The organism is Streptomyces sp. NPDC045955 (assembly GCF_056430805.1).
The window spans coordinates 1-16,559 of the sequence record NZ_JBWKKY010000017.1 but is presented as its reverse complement, the minus strand read 5'-3'; the positions used below and the strand labels follow the sequence as shown (position 1 = coordinate 16,559).

The 16,559-nt window shown below is 72.0% G+C and carries 13 protein-coding genes and 1 rRNA gene; 6 read left to right on the top strand and 8 right to left on the bottom strand.

The features are described from left to right. The first annotated feature begins 118 nt into the window (after positions 1–118). Positions 119–1,291, top strand: coding sequence for a winged helix-turn-helix domain-containing protein (locus AC07F0_RS29660; protein ID WP_478983112.1), 1,173 nt, complete (start codon positions 119–121; stop codon positions 1,289–1,291). 19 nt (positions 1,292–1,310) lie between these two features. Here the strand turns inward: AC07F0_RS29660 and AC07F0_RS29655 are convergent, their stop codons facing one another. The 7 genes from AC07F0_RS29655 to mtnA form a co-directional block, all read right to left on the bottom strand. Then, positions 1,311–2,057 carry a response regulator transcription factor gene (locus AC07F0_RS29655; protein WP_356926911.1) on the bottom strand — a complete coding sequence of 249 codons (747 nt, stop codon included), beginning with the start codon at positions 2,055–2,057 and terminating at the stop codon, positions 1,311–1,313. Between the two features lie 229 nt (positions 2,058–2,286). Beyond that, entirely contained in the window at positions 2,287–2,985 is a 699-nt protein-coding gene (gene hpf / locus AC07F0_RS29650) for a ribosome hibernation-promoting factor, HPF/YfiA family (RefSeq protein WP_356926910.1), read from the bottom strand. A gap of 311 nt (positions 2,986–3,296) precedes the next feature. After that, the gene (locus AC07F0_RS29645; protein WP_478983111.1) at positions 3,297–4,193 is read right to left on the bottom strand and encodes a ComF family protein; all 897 of its coding nucleotides are present in this window, start codon (positions 4,191–4,193) and stop codon (positions 3,297–3,299) included. Positions 4,194–4,441: 248 nt separating this feature from the next. Further along, positions 4,442–6,274 carry an LpqB family beta-propeller domain-containing protein gene (locus tag AC07F0_RS29640; RefSeq protein WP_478983110.1) on the bottom strand — a complete coding sequence of 611 codons (1,833 nt, stop codon included), beginning with the start codon at positions 6,272–6,274 and terminating at the stop codon, positions 4,442–4,444. Then, positions 6,264–8,543, bottom strand: a complete 2,280-nt coding sequence (gene mtrB, locus AC07F0_RS29635) for an MtrAB system histidine kinase MtrB (RefSeq protein WP_478983109.1) — start codon at positions 8,541–8,543, stop codon at positions 6,264–6,266. The genes AC07F0_RS29640 and mtrB overlap by 11 nt, the downstream gene beginning before the upstream one ends. Before the next feature lies 1 nt (position 8,544). After that, positions 8,545–9,234 (bottom strand): two-component system response regulator MtrA, encoded by a 690-nt coding sequence (gene mtrA / locus AC07F0_RS29630; RefSeq protein WP_003990656.1) that lies wholly within the window; start codon positions 9,232–9,234, stop codon positions 8,545–8,547. 199 nt (positions 9,235–9,433) lie between these two features. After that, positions 9,434–10,582 (bottom strand): S-methyl-5-thioribose-1-phosphate isomerase, encoded by a 1,149-nt coding sequence (gene mtnA / locus AC07F0_RS29625; protein ID WP_478983108.1) that lies wholly within the window; start codon positions 10,580–10,582, stop codon positions 9,434–9,436. A 140-nt stretch (positions 10,583–10,722) separates the two neighbouring features. Here mtnA and AC07F0_RS29620 point away from each other — a divergent pair, with 140 nt between their 5' ends. From AC07F0_RS29620 to AC07F0_RS29600, 5 genes are read left to right on the top strand one after another with little or no spacing between them, the layout of a single operon-like run. Beyond that, positions 10,723–12,126, top strand: coding sequence for a DUF7847 domain-containing protein (locus tag AC07F0_RS29620; RefSeq protein WP_478983107.1), 1,404 nt, complete (start codon positions 10,723–10,725; stop codon positions 12,124–12,126). Positions 12,127–12,130: 4 nt separating this feature from the next. Further along, positions 12,131–12,901: a DUF4129 domain-containing protein gene (locus tag AC07F0_RS29615; protein WP_478983106.1), complete on the top strand. Its 771-nt coding sequence runs from the start codon at positions 12,131–12,133 to the stop codon at positions 12,899–12,901. Next, on the top strand, positions 12,898–14,094 hold the full coding sequence (locus AC07F0_RS29610; protein WP_478983105.1) for a DUF4350 domain-containing protein: 1,197 nt from the start codon (positions 12,898–12,900) through the stop codon (positions 14,092–14,094). Before AC07F0_RS29615 ends, AC07F0_RS29610 begins: the two co-directional genes overlap by 4 nt. Then, positions 14,094–15,083 carry an AAA family ATPase gene (locus AC07F0_RS29605; RefSeq protein WP_274816734.1) on the top strand — a complete coding sequence of 330 codons (990 nt, stop codon included), beginning with the start codon at positions 14,094–14,096 and terminating at the stop codon, positions 15,081–15,083. The genes AC07F0_RS29610 and AC07F0_RS29605 overlap by 1 nt, the downstream gene beginning before the upstream one ends. After that, positions 15,083–16,393, top strand: a complete 1,311-nt coding sequence (locus tag AC07F0_RS29600; RefSeq protein ID WP_478983104.1) for a DUF58 domain-containing protein — start codon at positions 15,083–15,085, stop codon at positions 16,391–16,393. The genes AC07F0_RS29605 and AC07F0_RS29600 overlap by 1 nt, the downstream gene beginning before the upstream one ends. A 79-nt stretch (positions 16,394–16,472) precedes the next feature. Here AC07F0_RS29600 and rrf read toward each other — a convergent pair. Continuing rightward, positions 16,473–16,559: ribosomal RNA gene (gene rrf / locus AC07F0_RS29595) — 5S ribosomal RNA — on the bottom strand; the annotation flags it as partial.

Here is a 16,559-nt window from a genome sequence, read left to right as displayed (position 1 = left end):
CGGCACCCCGCTCCGCCGGGCTGCGCACCCACCCGGCCCCCGCCCCGACGCACAGCACCCCGCCCCAATCCCGCAGCTCACACCCCACTGTCAGTCCCACCCCCTATCGTGCAAATCCATGACCACCCCGCGCCCCGCAACACAGCTCTCCGCAGACGAGGCCCGCCGACTGACCCTCCGCGCCCAGGGCTTCCTCGGTGCCCCACCCCGCCGCTCCGGCGTCCGTGGAATCCTCCGCCACCTGGGTGCGATACAGCTCGACACCATCTCGGTCCTGGCCCGCTCCCACGAACTCGTCCCGTACGCCCGCCTGGGCGCGGTAGGCCGAAAGACAGTGGAGAACGCCTACTGGACGGACACCCACGCCTTCGAGTACTGGTCCCACGCGGCCTGCATCCTCCCCATCGAGGAGTGGCCGCACTTCGCCTTCCGTCGCCGCGCCTACCGCAACCGCCCGATGTGGAACCACGAGCTCCCGGACGGCGCCTACGACGAGGTCATCAAGCAGCTCCGCGACGAAGGCCCCCTCACGGCCACGGAGTTGGGCGGCGCGAAGAAGACGAACGACTGGTGGGACTGGTCCGGCTCGAAGGTCGCCGTCGAACGCGCCCTGATGTACGGCGAGGTGGTCTGCGTGGAGCGCCGCGGCTGGAAGCGCGTGTACGACCTCGCCGAGCGCGCGATCCCGGAGGACCTGCTGCACGACGAGCTGGACGACACCGAGTGCCTGCGCCGCCTGGTCCGCCTGGCGGGCCAGTCCCTCGGCGTCGGCACCCGCGCCGACATCGCCGACTACCACCGCCTCAAGGGCGAGCAGGTCGACGCGGTGATCGCCGACTCGGGCCTCGTCCCGGTCACGGTCGAGGGCTGGGGCAAGCCGGCCTGGGCCGACCCCGCGGCCCTGGAGACACCCCCGCGCGGCCGCCACCGCACCACGCTGCTCTCGCCCTTCGACTCCCTGATCTGGGAGCGGGCGCGCACGGAGCGGATCTTCGGCTTCACCCACCGTCTGGAGGCCTACGTCCCCAAACAGAAGCGGGTGTACGGCTACTTCGCGATGCCGGTCCTGGCCGGCGGCCGGCTCGTCGGTCGCGTGGACCCGGCCCGCGAGGGCCGCACGCTGGTGGCCAAGCAGGTCACCCTCGACGGCGCGAAGGCGGTCCCGGCCGTGGCCCAGGCCCTGGCCGAGGCGGCGACCTGGGTGGACTGCACGGACGTACGCGTGGAGTTGGTCGACGCACCGGACCTGCGCGAGCCCCTCGTCAAGGAACTCGCCCGCATCGTCACCTGAGCCCTACCGGTTCAAGGGATCACCGGATCTCGAGGATCTTCTCCCGCATCGCATACACCACCGCTTCCATCCTGGAGTGCAGCTGCAGCTTCTCCAGGATGTTGCGCACGTGGTTCTTCACGGTGTTCTCGGAGATGAACAACTCCTTGGCGATATCGCGGTTGTTCATCCCCGTCGCGACGAGTTTGAGGACTTCCAGTTCGCGGTCCGTCAGCCGCGGCGCGGGCACCAGCCGGCGCTCGTCCGTGCGCTGGATCATCGACTTGAACTCGGTGAGCAGCTTCGACGCCATGGACGGGCTGATCTGCGACTGGCCGTCGGCCACCGCGCGAATGGCGGTGGCCACCTCGTCCGTCGAGATCTCCTTGAGGAGATATCCGGTCGCGCCCGCCTTGATGGCGTCGTAGAGATCGGCTTCCTCGTCGCTGATCGTCAGCATGATGATCTTGGCGCTGGGGGCGACCTCCTTGATGGAGGTACAGGCCTCGATCCCGCCGCGCTTGGGCATCCGCACATCCATCAGGATGATGTCGGGCAGCAGGTCGGCGGCCTTCTCGACGGCCTCGGCGCCGTCGCCCGCCTCCCCGATGACCTGGATGTCCTCCTCGGCCGCCAGCACGATCTCCAGGCCACGGCGGAACAGGGCGTGGTCGTCGACCACAAGGACTCTGATCGGTTCCTTGCGTGGAGAGTCCGTGTCCGGGCCCATGCCGACGACGCCGTCGTCGGCATCCTCGTCACGCATCGGTCCGAAGCTGTCCGCCATCGTTCCTCCCCCTGAAGGCTGCGGCCTGTGGTCCTGAGCCATCGCCAACCCAGAGCAACGACCCACCGGTTGGGCCGTGACCAACCATGATTTCATGCCCGGACGACACCGGGGTGACGGAGCGGGGCGCCAAGAGGTCGCAAGGGGGTGTCCCTGGGGGCGCACAGGGGTGCCCCTGGGGGCGCACTCGCGCTCCAGGGGCACCCCTGCTCCGCTGTACCCGGCATGGTCAGCCGCCGAGCGCACCGCCTGCCTCAGGGGCGTGCGCCTGTGTGACCATCGTGTCCGTCCTGAGGTGGATCACGCCGTAGTCGTAGGCGTGCCGTCGGTAGACGACACTCGGTTCCTTGGTCTCGGAGTCGACGAACAGATAGAAGTCGTGCCCGACCAGTTCCATCTCGTAGAGAGCCTGGTCGAGGGTCATGGGCGCTGCGACGTGGGTCTTCTCGCGGACGACGATGGGGCCGTCACCCTGCACTTCCAGCGAGCCGATCTTCTTCGTGGGGACGGCCTCTTCAGGCTCCTCCTGCGGAGTCGGCACCAGGCCGTTTCCGTTGAGCGTCGCCACGCCCGGGACGTGATCGGCGACCTCCGCGGCCGAAATCCGGCGTGCGCCACGGCGCGAGAACCGCTTGTCGTGCTGCCTGCGCAGCCGGGCTTCCAGTTTTTCCGCCGCCAGGTCGAGCGCCGCGTACGGATCGCTCGCCGCCGCCTCCGCCCGGATCACCGGACCGCGGGAGCGAAGCGTGATCTCCACTCGGTCACAGCGGTCGGCCTGCCTGGGGTTCGGCTCCTTGGACACCTCGACGTCGAGGCTGATCACCTTGCCATCGAGCTTCTGGATCTTCTCCAGCTTCAGCTTCTCGGCCACGTGCTTCCGGAACCGCTCGGGCACCTCGGTCTTGCGGCCCTTGACGACGATGTCCACGCAGAACTCCGTTCCCGGATCGCTCCGCTTCGCTGCGGAGCGTCTCCCTTTTGCACCAGGTCCCGGTGTGCCCGGGGACCTCGGACTCGGTGACTTCCACCTCCTCCCCCACGGGCGAGATCCGTACTCCACCGTCGCGAGTGATGAAGAAAAACCCGCGGCACGGCATTCGGATTTGAGAGGTGTGGCCTGCGGCTTTCCCTCTCAACCGAACATATCTCGCCTGGACGGATGTCGTCACCCTCTACTGCGGCGTACCTCCGTTCAGGTGAATAAGCCCTCTCGCTACCTGCAACGACGCAAGATCTCAGTCAGTTCCGGTTTATTTCAAAAGAGTCCGGTGATGCCGCGACCACTGCCGCGCACACCACGTCAACGGCTCCGTCGGCACCGCCCCCGCACGTCATTCCCTGCCGGCCGGGCTGCCGACCCGTCCTCTCTCGCGTTGTTCCGACGTTCTGTTCCTCTCTGCTTTCCCACGTCTCACCCCCGTACACGGCCACAGCCCCCGCAGCGTTCGAAACCGGCCCCGCCGCCCGCACGGCCCGCGCGGCCTCCGCCAAGGACGCCCCCGTGGTCATCACGTCGTCGACGAGGACGACCGGCCCATCGCAGAGCAGTCGGGCACCCCCGGGCACCACCGCCAGCGCGCCCGCGAGATTGTTCAGCCGCTCGCGGGAGTTGAGCTCCGCCTGGTCGGCCACGGCCCGCCGCTGCCGCAGCACGCCGAGCACCCGGGCCGGCACCCCGCTCCGACGCAGTTCCCCCGCCGCCGCCAGCGCGATCCGCCGCGCTGGATCATGCCCACGGGCCCGCACGGCCCGCCGCCCCGACGGAACGGGCACGAGCAGCACAGGCGCCGCGACAACTCGGGGCCACGCCCCCTCGGCGCCGGGCCAGGAGCCGCCCCACGCCGTCTGCAGCCCCGCCCGCACGGCCCCCGCCAAAGCCACCCCGAGGGGACCGGCGAGCGCCAGGGCGCCCCGTTCCTTGTGGGCCAGCAGCGTCGCCCGCACCTCGTCCGCGTACCGGGCCGCCGCATGCACCACCGGCAGCCCGGCCGGCTCCGGCTCCGGCCGCACCCGGCGTGCCGCGACTCCGCTCAGCACCGCACGGCACTCCGGGCACAGCACCGTACGAGGCCTCCCACAGCCTCCGCACTCGGCCGGCAGCACCAGGTCGGTGAGGTCCTGCCACCACCCCCGCATGGCCACCACTGTGCCGCCCCGGACCACGCCCTGCCACCCCTGTGGACAATGGCCTGTGGACAACTGCCCGCCCGACGAGCCGCTCACCCCTCACACGAGTGACGGCCCCGTTGAACGGCTCGTCGGGCCTCGTATGGCGACTCCGGGAGGCGGCCTGAGGGACGGTCCTCGAGGCGGCTCCGGGGGCCGTCAGGGCCCCTCATGGTGCACCCCGACGAGGCGCACCGGCCACGGGCCGGCGCCCCACCTCACCCCGGATAAACCGGCGCCGTCCCCTCCGTCACCTTCTCCCACTGCGCGCCCGACGGGAGCCGGACGATGCCGTCCACCGAGTAGGCCACCAGCGGCAGCCGCTCGTCCTCGGCGGCGGTGACCTCCTTCACGCCGGTCAGGGCCGCGGGCGCCGGTACGTCCGGCGTGGAGCCGTCGACCTGGACGTACCGCATCTGCTCCACGCCGCCGTGTTCACGCCCGACCACCACGAGCCGGCTGTCCCCGGCCCACGACATGGCGGTGACCTCTTCCAACTCCGGTGTCGCCGAGCGCAGTTCGGCCACCGTGACGGCAGGCTGCTCGCCCGGCTTCCCCTCCCGCTCGATCAGCCCGATGAGCAGGGTCTTCTTGCCGCCCTTCTCCACGACAAGCGCGATCCGCACCCCGTCGGCGGCCACCCGCACGGCCTGGACCCGACCGTCCACGTGTGGCATGCGCACCTCCAGCGGATCACCCTTGCCCTCCTGCAGCAGGAGCAGCCGGGGATTGTCCGGGTCGCGGTCGGCCACCCACAGGCCGTCGTGCGCGTCCCAGCTGGGGCTCGTCAGCCGGTCGGCCTCGGACCGGCCATGGCTGCGCAGTACCGGCTCGCCCAGCGAACCGCCCGAGACCAGCGATCCCACGTACAGCGCCTTGCCGTCGAGGCTGACGCCGGCCGCGGTGTGCTCGTCGCGTGAGACGGCCACCGACCGCAGTGCCGTGTCGCCCTCGCCCAGCGCCCCCGGCGCGGGGTCCGAATCGGGGTCGCTGCTGCCCGCCGGGATCCGTACCAGCCGGTGCTTGCCGTCGACGAAGTACAGGAAGTCGGGGCGCCGCGTCGAGCTCCGGAAGGCGGCGGAATCGGACGCGCCCAGCGTGAGCGAGCACAGCTCCTCCCCGTCGGCCCGCAGCTCGATCTCCTCCACCGCGGGGCTGAGGCTCTGCAAGGTGAACAGCAGCTGGGCCGCCATCTCCTCGCACCGGTTGGTGCCGATGCCCGCGGCCTTGTCATTGAGCGGGACCGTCAGCTTGTTCCGGTCGTCGGGCGCCAGCGCACCGGTCTTCTTCGCCAGCGCCGTACCGGTGGGGAAGCTCGATCTGACGACGGGCCCGAGCCACCGCGTGGGCCCGCTCAGGACGGAGCGCACCACCTGCGTCATGGGGTCCACCCGCCGGCGGACGTACACGGGGTCGGCGACCGCGGTGGGCTGCGTGTCCGCTCCGGCCACCGTGGTGTTCGAAGCGAAGTAGTACTTGTCGACGGACATGTAGTTGCGCTGGAAGTCCGACTCGCCCATGACGACGCCCTGCGGCAGCGCGTCGATCCGCCACTGCCGGCTCTTTTCGTCCTGCGTCAGATGCACGGTGCGGCCGTACGCCCCGGTGGCCGGCGCGTAGGCCTGCTGCGCGTCCACGGTGGCCACCTTGGTGCCGGTGAGCGTGTACGAGATCTCGCCGGTGTCCTCCCCACCGCCCCCCGCCTCGGGCTTGGCACCCGGCCCCTCCGTCAGCACGGTGGTGGAAATCTCCGGCCGCCACGTCTTGGCCGCCTCACCGGTCAGGTACTGCCGCGCGGTCTTGTAGTGCGGATCGTCGCTGGTGAGCGCCTCAAGGAAGCCCTGCACGATCTCCGAGGGCGGCGCGTCCTCCCCGGGCGGCACGGCGAACACCCGTACCTGGGTGTCCTGGCGCGGCGTGGACTCCACATCCCGCAGGTCCCCGCTGTCCGGCATCGAGGCGCACCCCGCCATCAGCAGGACGCCACCGGCGGCGTACGCCATCACGCGCGCGGGCGTCCGCCGACCGCGCCCCCCACGGTCAGCGCCCACGAGATGCCTCCCCATGCCTGTCCGCATGCCTGTCCGCATGCCTGTCCGCGCTCTCCGCCTCGGTTTCCCTGCCCGGACCCGCGGATCCGTCGTCCCTGTCCGCGTCCCGCGGCCCGCTCACGTCCCGGCCTCGAGAGGCCCCGGCAGACCCACTCGACTTGCCGTCGGCGGCCGCACTCGCCGGACCACTCATCACACCGTCGCCGGCCGCACTCGCCGGACCACTCATCACACCGTCGCCGGCCGCACTCGCCGAACCGCTCACCACACCTTTGCCCGCCGCACTCGCGGCCCCCGAGGCGGGCCGGGGCACCACGCGCGCGCCGTTGCCGGGCAGCGCCGTCGGATCGGCCGTGGGGGCCGCTGAGGCCGCCCGCGGCGGTATCGGATCCCGCGCCTGCCCCGACGGCACCGGCCCGCTCGCCGACTGTGCCGGCACGGTCGCCCGCTTCTCGCCGTCCCCGCCGCCGCACGGCAGCCCGGCGTCGTCGAGCCCCCGGTTCCGCCGTGAGTCCTTGGGCTCCAGCGGTATCGGCGAGCCCCTCAGCGGCTCGTCCGCGGTCCTGGGCAGCGTCAGCCGGAACTGCGAGCCGCCGCCCGGCTCACCCCACGCCTGAAGCCAGCCGCCGTGCAACCGGGCGTCCTCCAGGGCGATGGACAGCCCCAGACCCGTACCACCCGTCGTACGCGCGCGCGCCGGGTCGGCCCGCCAGAAGCGGCTGAACACACGGGTCGCCTCGCCCGGCTTGAGCCCGACCCCGTAGTCCCGCACCGCGACCGCGACCGCACCGCCGGCCGCGGCGAGCTTGACGACCACGTCCCTGCCCTCACCGTGCTCGACGGCGTTCACGACGAGGTTGCGCAGCACGCGCTCCACGCGCCGGGCGTCGGCCTCGGCGACGACGGGCTGCTGGTCGCCCAGGATCCGGATCTGCGTGCCCTTGCGCTCCGCGAGCGGCTCGGCCCCGCTGACCACCCGCCGTACGACCTCCCTGAGGTCGATCGGCTCCGCCTCCAGCGCCGCGGCACCCGCGTCGAACCGGCTGATCTCCAGCAGGTCCGCGAGCAGCGACTCGAACCGGTCCAGCTGGTCGGCGAGCAGCTCCGCCGACCGCGCGGTCACCGGGTCGAAGTCCTCACGCGCCTCGTGGATGACGTCCGCGGCCATCCGTACGGTCGTCAGCGGCGTACGCAGCTCGTGCGACACGTCCGACACGAACCGGCGCTGCATCCGCGACAGGTCCTCCAGCTGGCTGATCTTCAGCTGGAGGTTCTGGGCCATCTTGTTGAAGGCCTCGCCGAGCCGCGCGATGTCGTCCTCGCCGGTGACCTTCATACGTTCCTGAAGCCGCCCGGCGGACAGCCGCTCGGCGATCCCCGCCGCCATCCGCACCGGCGTGACGACCTGCCGCACCACGAGCCAGGCGATGGCCCCCAGCAGGACGACGACGAACAGCCCGGCCGTCGCGAGGGTCCCCTTGACCAGGCTCAGCGACTTCTCCTCCTGGGTGAGCGGGAAGAGGTAGTAGAGCTGGTACGGGTCCCCATTGGGGTCGTTGACCTGCTTGCCGACGACCAGGCCCGGCTGGGAGTCCTTGGCCGCGTTGTTGTAGGTGATGCGGGTGTAGCTCTGCGCGGCCGTCGTGCTGCTGCCGATCCGCTCGCGCAGCTCGGGGGGCACGCTCCTGCTCCAGTCCACCTCGCCGGAGGCACGCTGCCCGCGGCCGCCCGCGCCGTCCTCGTCGGAGGCCGGGAGGGTCACCACGTCGAAGGCGCCCTGGCCGCCGCTGGACAGCGAGGAGACGAGGTCGCTCATCCACTCGGTGACGTTCTGCGCGGGACGCCCGTCCACCGTGGCGACATCGTCGCCGGTGCCGCTCGCCGCCTCGTCGGCCCGCTGCTTGGCCACCGCGAACCCGCCCGTGGCCTGGCTCTGGGACGCCTTCACCTTGGCGTCCAGCAGGCCGTTGCGCACCTGCCCGATGACGACGAAGCCCAGCAGCAGGACCACGCCCAACGACATCAGCAACGTCGTGACGACGACCTTGAGCTGGATGTTGCGCCGCCACAGCCGCATGACCGGCAGCAGCGGCCGGCGCACCCACCGCATGAACAGCCGGATGACCGGACTGCCCTGGACCCCGCCCTGGAGCAGCAGTCCGCTCTCCAGGAACCGTCCCCAGCGGGAACCCGCCTTCTTCCGCCCGACAGACCGCCCCGGGCGGGCCCCGGACCGGCCGGGCGCCGAAGCGGCACTGTCGCCGGACATGTCAGCTCGGTCCTGCCTTGTACCCGACACCACGGACCGTCACCACGATCTCCGGCTTCTCCGGGTCCTTCTCGACCTTGGAGCGCAGCCGCTGCACATGCACGTTGACCAGCCGCGTGTCCGCCGCGTGCCGGTAGCCCCACACCTGCTCCAGGAGCACCTCACGCGTGAACACCTGCCACGGCTTGCGCGCGAGCGCGACCAGCAGGTCGAACTCCAGCGGCGTCAGCGCGATCGACTGCCCGTCCCGCTTCACGGAGTGCCCGGCCACGTCGATGACCAGGTCACCGATGGCGAGCTGCTCCGGAGCGGGCTCCTCCGACCTCCTGAGCCGCGCCCGGATCCGGGCCACCAGCTCCTTCGGCTTGAACGGCTTCACGATGTAGTCGTCGGCACCCGACTCCAGGCCCACGACGACATCGACCGTGTCGCTCTTCGCCGTGAGCATCACGATCGGCACACCGGACTCCGCCCTGATCAGGCGGCACACCTCGATGCCGTCCCGGCCGGGCAGCATCAGATCGAGCAGCACCAGATCGGGCTTGGACTCGCGGAAGGCGGCGAGCGCCTTGTCGCCGTCGGCCACGAAAGACGGCTCGAAACCCTCACCACGCAGCACGATGCCGAGCATCTCGGCAAGTGCGGTGTCGTCGTCGACGACAAGGACTCGTCCCTTCATAAACGACATCATCCCATTCTCATAACAGTGGCGAAGGCAGTGGTGAGGTAGGTCACCGGCCAGTGACCATAGTCGCAGCAAGCGCTACTGTCTGCCCTCGCCCGCCCCCCTTGTTGATCTCGACGGCGGGCAGCGGCAGACCCTCGCCCCGCGAAACGGCGAGGTTGCCGGAGCCCACGCCACAGCGCACACGCTCCGGCAGCCGCCCGGCTCAGCCCGCCGCCACCCGTCGCGACCGGGCACACACCTCGGCGAGCGCCTCGGCCGTGACCGGCGAAACCGCCCCCTCCTCCGTGACGATCGCCGTCACCAGCTCGGGCGGCGTCACGTCGAACGCCGGGTTGTACGCCTGCGTCCCCAGCGGCGCCACCGGAATGCCACCGCCCGCCTCGGCCCCGGTCACCGGCACCTGCGGCGCCACGAACTCGGTCACCTCATGACCGGCCCGCTGCTCGACCTCGATGGACGCCCCGTCCGCGGTGTCCAGATCCACCGTCGTCACCGGCGCCACCACGATGAACGGCACATGGTGATACCGCGCCAGCACCGCCAGCGGATAGCTCCCGACCTTGTTCGCCACCGAACCGTCCGCCGTGATGCGGTCCGCCCCGATCAGCACCGCGTCCACCTCCCCCGCGGCGAACAGCGACCCGGCCGCGTTGTCGGTGAGCAGCGTGTACGCCATCCCGCTGCGCGCCGCCTCGTACGCCGTCAGCCGGGCGCCCTGCAACAACGGACGCGTCTCGTCCACCCACAGACGCCGGAGCCGGCCCGCCCGGTGCGCCGCGAGCGCCACCGCGAACGCCGTCCCCTCGCCGCCCGACACCAGCGAACCGGTGTTGCAGTGCGTCAGGATCCGGTGCCCGCCGCCGGGCAGCAGCTCGTCCAGCAGGGCCAGCCCGTGCTCGGCCATCCGCGCACTGGCCTCGGCGTCCTCCCGGTGCAGCTGCCGCGCCGCCGCCAGCGCCGCCGCGGCCGCCTGCCTGATGTCACCGCCCTTGGCGAGCGCGGCATCGTGGGCCGCTTGCGCCCGGCGCACACCCACGGCCAGGTTCACCGCGGTCGGCCGGGCACTCGCCAGCGCGGCGGCGGCCTCGTCCACGTCGAAGCCCCGCACGGCCGCGAGCGCGACGCCGTACGCCCCCGCGATGCCCAGCAGGGGCGCCCCGCGCACGGCGAGCGAGCGGATCGCCTCCACGAGGGCGGGCGCGTCCGTACAGACCAGTTCGACCTCCTCGGCCGGCAGCCTCGTCTGGTCGAGAAGGACCAGAACGGGTCCTTCCGGTGGCTCATCCCAACGGATCGCCGGGATCTCGGTCGGCCGCTTGTCATCGCCGCTGTACGCGTACTGATCAGCCATGCCGTCAGTCTGCCCCCTAACGCGCGGACAATTGAAGGTACGCAGCCCCTACCGCTGCCGGTCACTCCAAGACCACCCCATGGCACGATGGCTGCCAACCTGCCGCCGCGACCGCGGACGGGCACCGTGAAGGAGCGACGATGAACGACACTCCGGGCTGGGCCTCGCCCGGATCCGCCCCGTCCGACGGGCAGAAGCCAGACGCGTCCGGCCCTGCCGAGCCCGCCGACCGCCCCGGCCCCGCACAGCCCGCGGACCAGCCGGGCCAGCCGGCCCAGGCCCCGCAGGGCCCCGGCCCGCAGTGGTCCAAGGACCAGCCGCCACCCGCCCAGTGGTCCGCCCCCAGCGGCTCCGGAGGCCCGGCCGTCCCCGGCCAGGCTCCCCCGCCCCCGCCGCCCGGCCCCGGCTGGGGCACCCAGCCCCCCGGCGGCTACGGCCCCGGCGGTCCCGGCGGGTACGGCCCCGGCGGTCCAGGAGCCCCCGGCGGATACCCGGGACCCGGCGGCCCCGGAGGCTACGGCGGCTGGGGCAACGCCTGGGGTGGCCCCCCGCCCGCTGCCAAGCCCGGCGTGATCCCGCTCCGCCCGCTCGGCGTGGGCGAGATCCTCGACGGCGCTGTCTCCACCATGCGCACCTACTGGCGCACGGTCCTCGGCATCTCCCTGACCGTCGCGGTCATCACCGAGATCATCGTCGTGCTGTTCCAGGGCCTCGTCCTGGACGACTCCAGCACCGACGCCCTCAACGATCCCAGCGCCACCCTCGGCGAACTGAGCCGCGCCATGGGCGACGCCATGCTCAACTCCACCGTCGTCTTCGTCATCTCCCTGGTCGGCACGGTCATCGCGACCGCACTGCTCACCACCGTCACCAGCCGCGCCGTGCTCGGCAAGTCGGTGACCATCGGCGAGGCCTGGCGGGACGCCCGCCCCCAGGTCGCCAAACTCTTCGGCCTCATCTGCCTGTTGCTGCTCATCACCGTGGGCATCGTCACCGTCGGCACCCTGCCCGGCATCCTCATCGCCGCCTCCGGCAGCACCGGGGCGGGCGTCGCCCTGACCGTCCTGGGCGTCATCGGCGCCGGCATCGTCGCCCTCTGGCTGATGATCCGCTTCTCCCTGGCCTCGCCCGCCCTGATGCTGGAGAAGCAGGGCATCAAGAAGGCCATGAGCCGCTCCACGAAGCTGGTCCGGGGCACCTGGTGGCGGATCTTCGGCATCCAGCTGCTCGCCACGATCATCGCGAACGTCGTCGCCTCGATCATCGTCATCCCGTTCACCTTCCTCGCCGCGGCCCTCAGCGGCGACGGTGTCACCGGCTGGCTGAACAGCGGCGGCTCCGGCCTCGGCTGGACCTTCCTCATCGTCAGCGGCATCGGCGCGGTGATCGGCTCCATGATCACGTTCCCGATCACGGCCGGCGTCACCGTGCTCCTCTACATCGACCAGCGCATCCGCCGCGAGGCCCTCGACCTCGAACTGGCCCGCGCCGCCGGTGTCCAGGGCTACGGCTCCACCGCCCCCGGCGCCGTCCCGGGGAGCTGATGCCGTGAGCTGGGCGGGGGACGTTCTCACATCGGCGCTGCCAGGCGCCGCCATACGCACACTGCTGCGCGCCGACGGCACGTCCGTACTGTCGTCGGTACGCTCCGCCGACGAACCGCCCCTCACCATCCCGCGCGACCCCGCGCGCGAGGCGGCCCGGCGCGAGCTGTCGAAGCGGATGTACCACGAGGACGACCCCAGCCTGTTCCAGCGCGCCCTCGACGCCTTCTGGGACTGGCTCGACAAACTGTTCAACGCCGCCTCGACCGCCACGCCGGGCGGAACGCTCGGCCTGGCCGTCATCATCCTGGCCGTCGTCGCCGTGCTGGCCGCCCTGTGGTGGCGCCTGGGCACCCCGCGCCGCCAACCCGCCTCGTCCGCCACCCTGTTCGACGACCGCCCCCGCAGCGCCGCCGACCACCGCGCAGCCGCCGAGGCACACGCCGCCCAGGGCCACTGGAACCAGGCCGTCCAGGAACGCATGCGCGCCCTCGTCCGCGCCCTGGAGGAACGCGCCCTCCTGGACGTCCGCCCCGGCCGCACCGCCGACGAGGCCGCCGCCGAAGCCGGCCGGACCCTGCCCGCCCACACCGACCGACTCCGCGCAGCCGCCCGCGACTTCGACGACGTGACATACGGCGGCCGGTCGGCGACCGAGGAGTCGTACCACCACCTCGCAGAACTCGACCGCGAGCTGGAACGCACCAAGCCCCAGCTCGCCGCGAGCAGCGCCCACAGCACGGCCCCCCACCCCCGCCAGGGAGCCGCCGAATGACCACCGAGGCCACCCTCCCGTCCAACTCGGCCTCGCCCACCGCCCGCCAGGTCTGGACCCGCGCGCGCGGCATCGCGCTCGCCCTCGTACTGCTCCTGGTGGGGGCCATCGCCATCGCCGTGCTCCGCTCCGACGCCCGGCACGGTGAACTCGACCCGCGCTCCGCCGACCCCAACGGCAGCCGCGCCGTCGCCGAACTCCTCGCCGACCGGGGCGTGGACACACGCGTGGTCACCACCCTCGACGAAGCAGCCGCCGCAGCAGGCCCGGACACGACCCTCCTGGTCGCCGTCCCCGACCTGCTGACCCGCAGTCAGCAGTCCCGCCTGCACAACGCGTTCGCCGGCTCCCGCGGCCGCACCGTCCTGGTCGCCTCCGGCAGCGCGTCCGTCGAGCGACTCGCCCCCGGCGTCACCGCCGACCCCGCCACCAGCCTCGACTCCACTCTCTCCCCCGACTGCCGGCTGCCCGCCGCCCGGCGCGCGGGCACCGCCGACACGGGCGGCGTCCGCTACACCACCACCCACCTCGACGCCGACGCGTGCTACCCCAGCGAGCGCCTGGCCACCCTGCTGCGCATTCCGGACGCGACCGGGGCCGGCGACACCGTCGTCCTCGGCGCGCCCGACATCCTCCTCAACGACCGCCTCGACAAGCAGGGCAACGCCTCGCTCGCCCTCCAGCTCCTCGGCTCCCGCCCCCATCTGGTCTGGTACCTCCCCTCGCTCTCCGACACGTCGGCCACCGGCACCGACGACGAACGCAGCTTCTTCGACCTGCTCCCCTCGGGCTGGCTCTGGGGCACCCTGCAACTCTTCATCGCCGCAGCCCTGGCCGCCCTCTGGCGGGCACGCCGGCTCGGCCCCCTCGTGCCCGAAAAACTCCCCGTGGCGATCCGCGCCTCCGAAACCGCCGAAGGCCGAGCCCGCCTCTACCGCAAGGCCGACGCCCGCGACCGCGCGGCCAACGCTCTTCGCTCCACCACCCGCACCCGCCTCGCCCCCCTCACAGGCGTCCCCGTCACCCAGGCGCACACGCCCGAGGCCCTGCTCCCCGCCCTGTCCGCCCACCTTCACGGCGACGGACAGGACCTGCGCACCCTGCTCTTCGGACCACCGCCCAGCGACGACGCAGCACTCATCGCACTCGCCGACCAACTCGACGCCCTCGAAAGAGAGGTACGCCGTCCATGATGGACCCGACCACTGACAACGCCGGGCAGACCGGTGACCCGGGCGCCGCCCGAGCCGCCCTGGAGGCCCTGCGCGCCGAGATCGCCAAGGCCGTGGTCGGCCAGGACCCCGCCGTGACCGGCCTCGTCGTCGCCCTGCTCTGCCGCGGCCACGTCCTCCTCGAAGGCGTCCCCGGCGTCGCCAAGACCCTCCTGGTCCGCGCCCTTGCTTCCGCCCTCGAACTCGACACCAAACGCGTCCAGTTCACCCCCGACCTGATGCCGAGCGACGTGACCGGCTCCCTGGTCTACGACACCCGCAGCGCCGAGTTCTCCTTCCAGCCCGGCCCGGTCTTCACCAACCTCCTCCTCGCCGACGAGATCAACCGCACGCCCCCCAAGACCCAGTCGTCCCTCCTGGAAGCCATGGAGGAACGCCAGGTCACGGTCGACGGCACCCCTCGTGCCCTCCCCGACCCGTTCCTGGTCGCCGCGACCCAGAACCCGGTGGAGTACGAGGGCACCTACCCCCTCCCCGAAGCCCAGCTGGACCGCTTCCTCCTCAAACTCACCATCCCCCTCCCCTCCCGCCAGGACGAGATCGACGTCCTCACGCGCCACGCCGAGGGCTTCAACCCACGCGACCTGCACGCCGCCGGCGTACGCCCCGTCGCGGGCCCGGCCGATCTGGAAGCAGCACGCGCCGCGGTCGCCAAGACGACGATCTCCCCGGAGATCACCGCCTACGTGGTCGACATCTGCCGCGCCACCCGCGAGTCGCCGTCCCTCACCCTCGGTGTCTCCCCCCGAGGCGCCACGGCCCTCCTGGCCACTGCCCGGGCCTGGGCCTGGCTGACCGGCCGCGACTACGTCATCCCCGACGACGTGAAGGCCCTCGCCCTGCCCACTCTCCGCCACCGCGTACAACTCCGTCCGGAGGCCGAAATGGAAGGCGTGACGGCCGACTCCGTCATCAACGCGATCCTGGCCCACGTCCCCGTCCCCCGCTGATGGCACTCACCGGACGCGCCGCCCTCCTCGCAGCCCTGGGCTCCCTCCCCGTAGGCATCTGGGAACCCAGCTGGACGGGCATCCTGGCGGTCAACGCACCCCTGGCCGTGGCCTGCGCCTGCGACTTCGCCCTGGCCGCCCCCGTACGACGCCTGGGCCTCACCCGGTCCGGCGACACCTCCGTACGCCTCGGCGACACCGCGGATGTGGCGCTGACCATCACCAACCCGTCCCGCCGCCCCCTGCGTGCCCGACTCCGCGACGCCTGGCCACCGAGCGCCTGGCAGCCCGGCATGGAAACAACGGCCTCCCGCCACCGCCTCACGGTCCCCGCGGGCGAACGCCGACGCGTGACGACCCGCCTGCGTCCCACCCGCCGAGGCGACCGCCAGGCCGACCGGGTCACCATCCGCTCCTACGGCCCTCTCGGCCTCTTCTCCCGCCAGGGCACCCACAAAGCCCCCTGGACGGTTCGCGTCCTGCCCCCCTTCGCCAGCCGCAAGCACCTGCCCTCCAAACTGGCCCGCCTCCGCGAACTGGACGGCCGCACCAGCCTGCTCACCCGCGGCGAGGGCACCGAATTCGACAGCCTGCGCGAGTACGTTCCCGGCGACGACACCCGCTCCATCGACTGGCGCGCCACAGCCCGCCAGTCCGCGGTCGCCGTGCGCACCTGGCGCCCGGAACGCGACCGCCACATCCTCCTGGTCCTCGACACCGGCCGCACCTCGGCAGGCCGCGTGGGCGACGCACCCCGCCTCGACGCCTCCATGGACGCGGCCCTGCTCCTCGCGGCCCTCGCCTCCCGCGCCGGCGACCGCGTCGACCTCCTTGCCTACGACCGCAAGGTCCGCGCCCTCGTCCAGGGCCGCACGGCAGGCGATGTCCTTCCGTCCCTGGTCAACGCGATGGCCACGCTCGAACCCGAGCTCGTCGAAACGAACGCCCGAGGCCTCACGGCCACAGCCCTGCGCACGTCCCCCCGCCGCTCTCTGATCGTGCTCCTCACGACCCTGGACGCGGCCCCCATCGAAGAGGGCCTCCTCCCGGTACTCTCCCAGCTCACCCAGCGCCACACGGTCCTGCTGGCATCAGTAGCCGACCCGCACATCACCGAAATGGCGAAGGCCCGCGGAAACGTCGACGCCGTCTACGAGGCAGCCGCAGCCGCCCAGGCCCAGTCCGAACGTCACCGCATGGCAGAACAGCTCCGCCGCCACGGCGTCACGGTCGTGGACGCGACGCCGGACGACCTGGCGCCGGCGCTGGCGGACGCGTATTTGGCATTGAAGGCGGCTGGACGCCTATGACGGTGAGGGCCCCTCGGAAGAGGGTCCCTCAACGCAGAAAACCCCCGCATCCGAAGATGCGGGGGTTTTCCCAATAATTGTTCGGCGGCGTCCTACTCTCCCACAGGGTCCCCCCTGCAGTACCATCGGCGCTGTAAGGCTTAGCTTCCGGGTTCGGAATGTAACC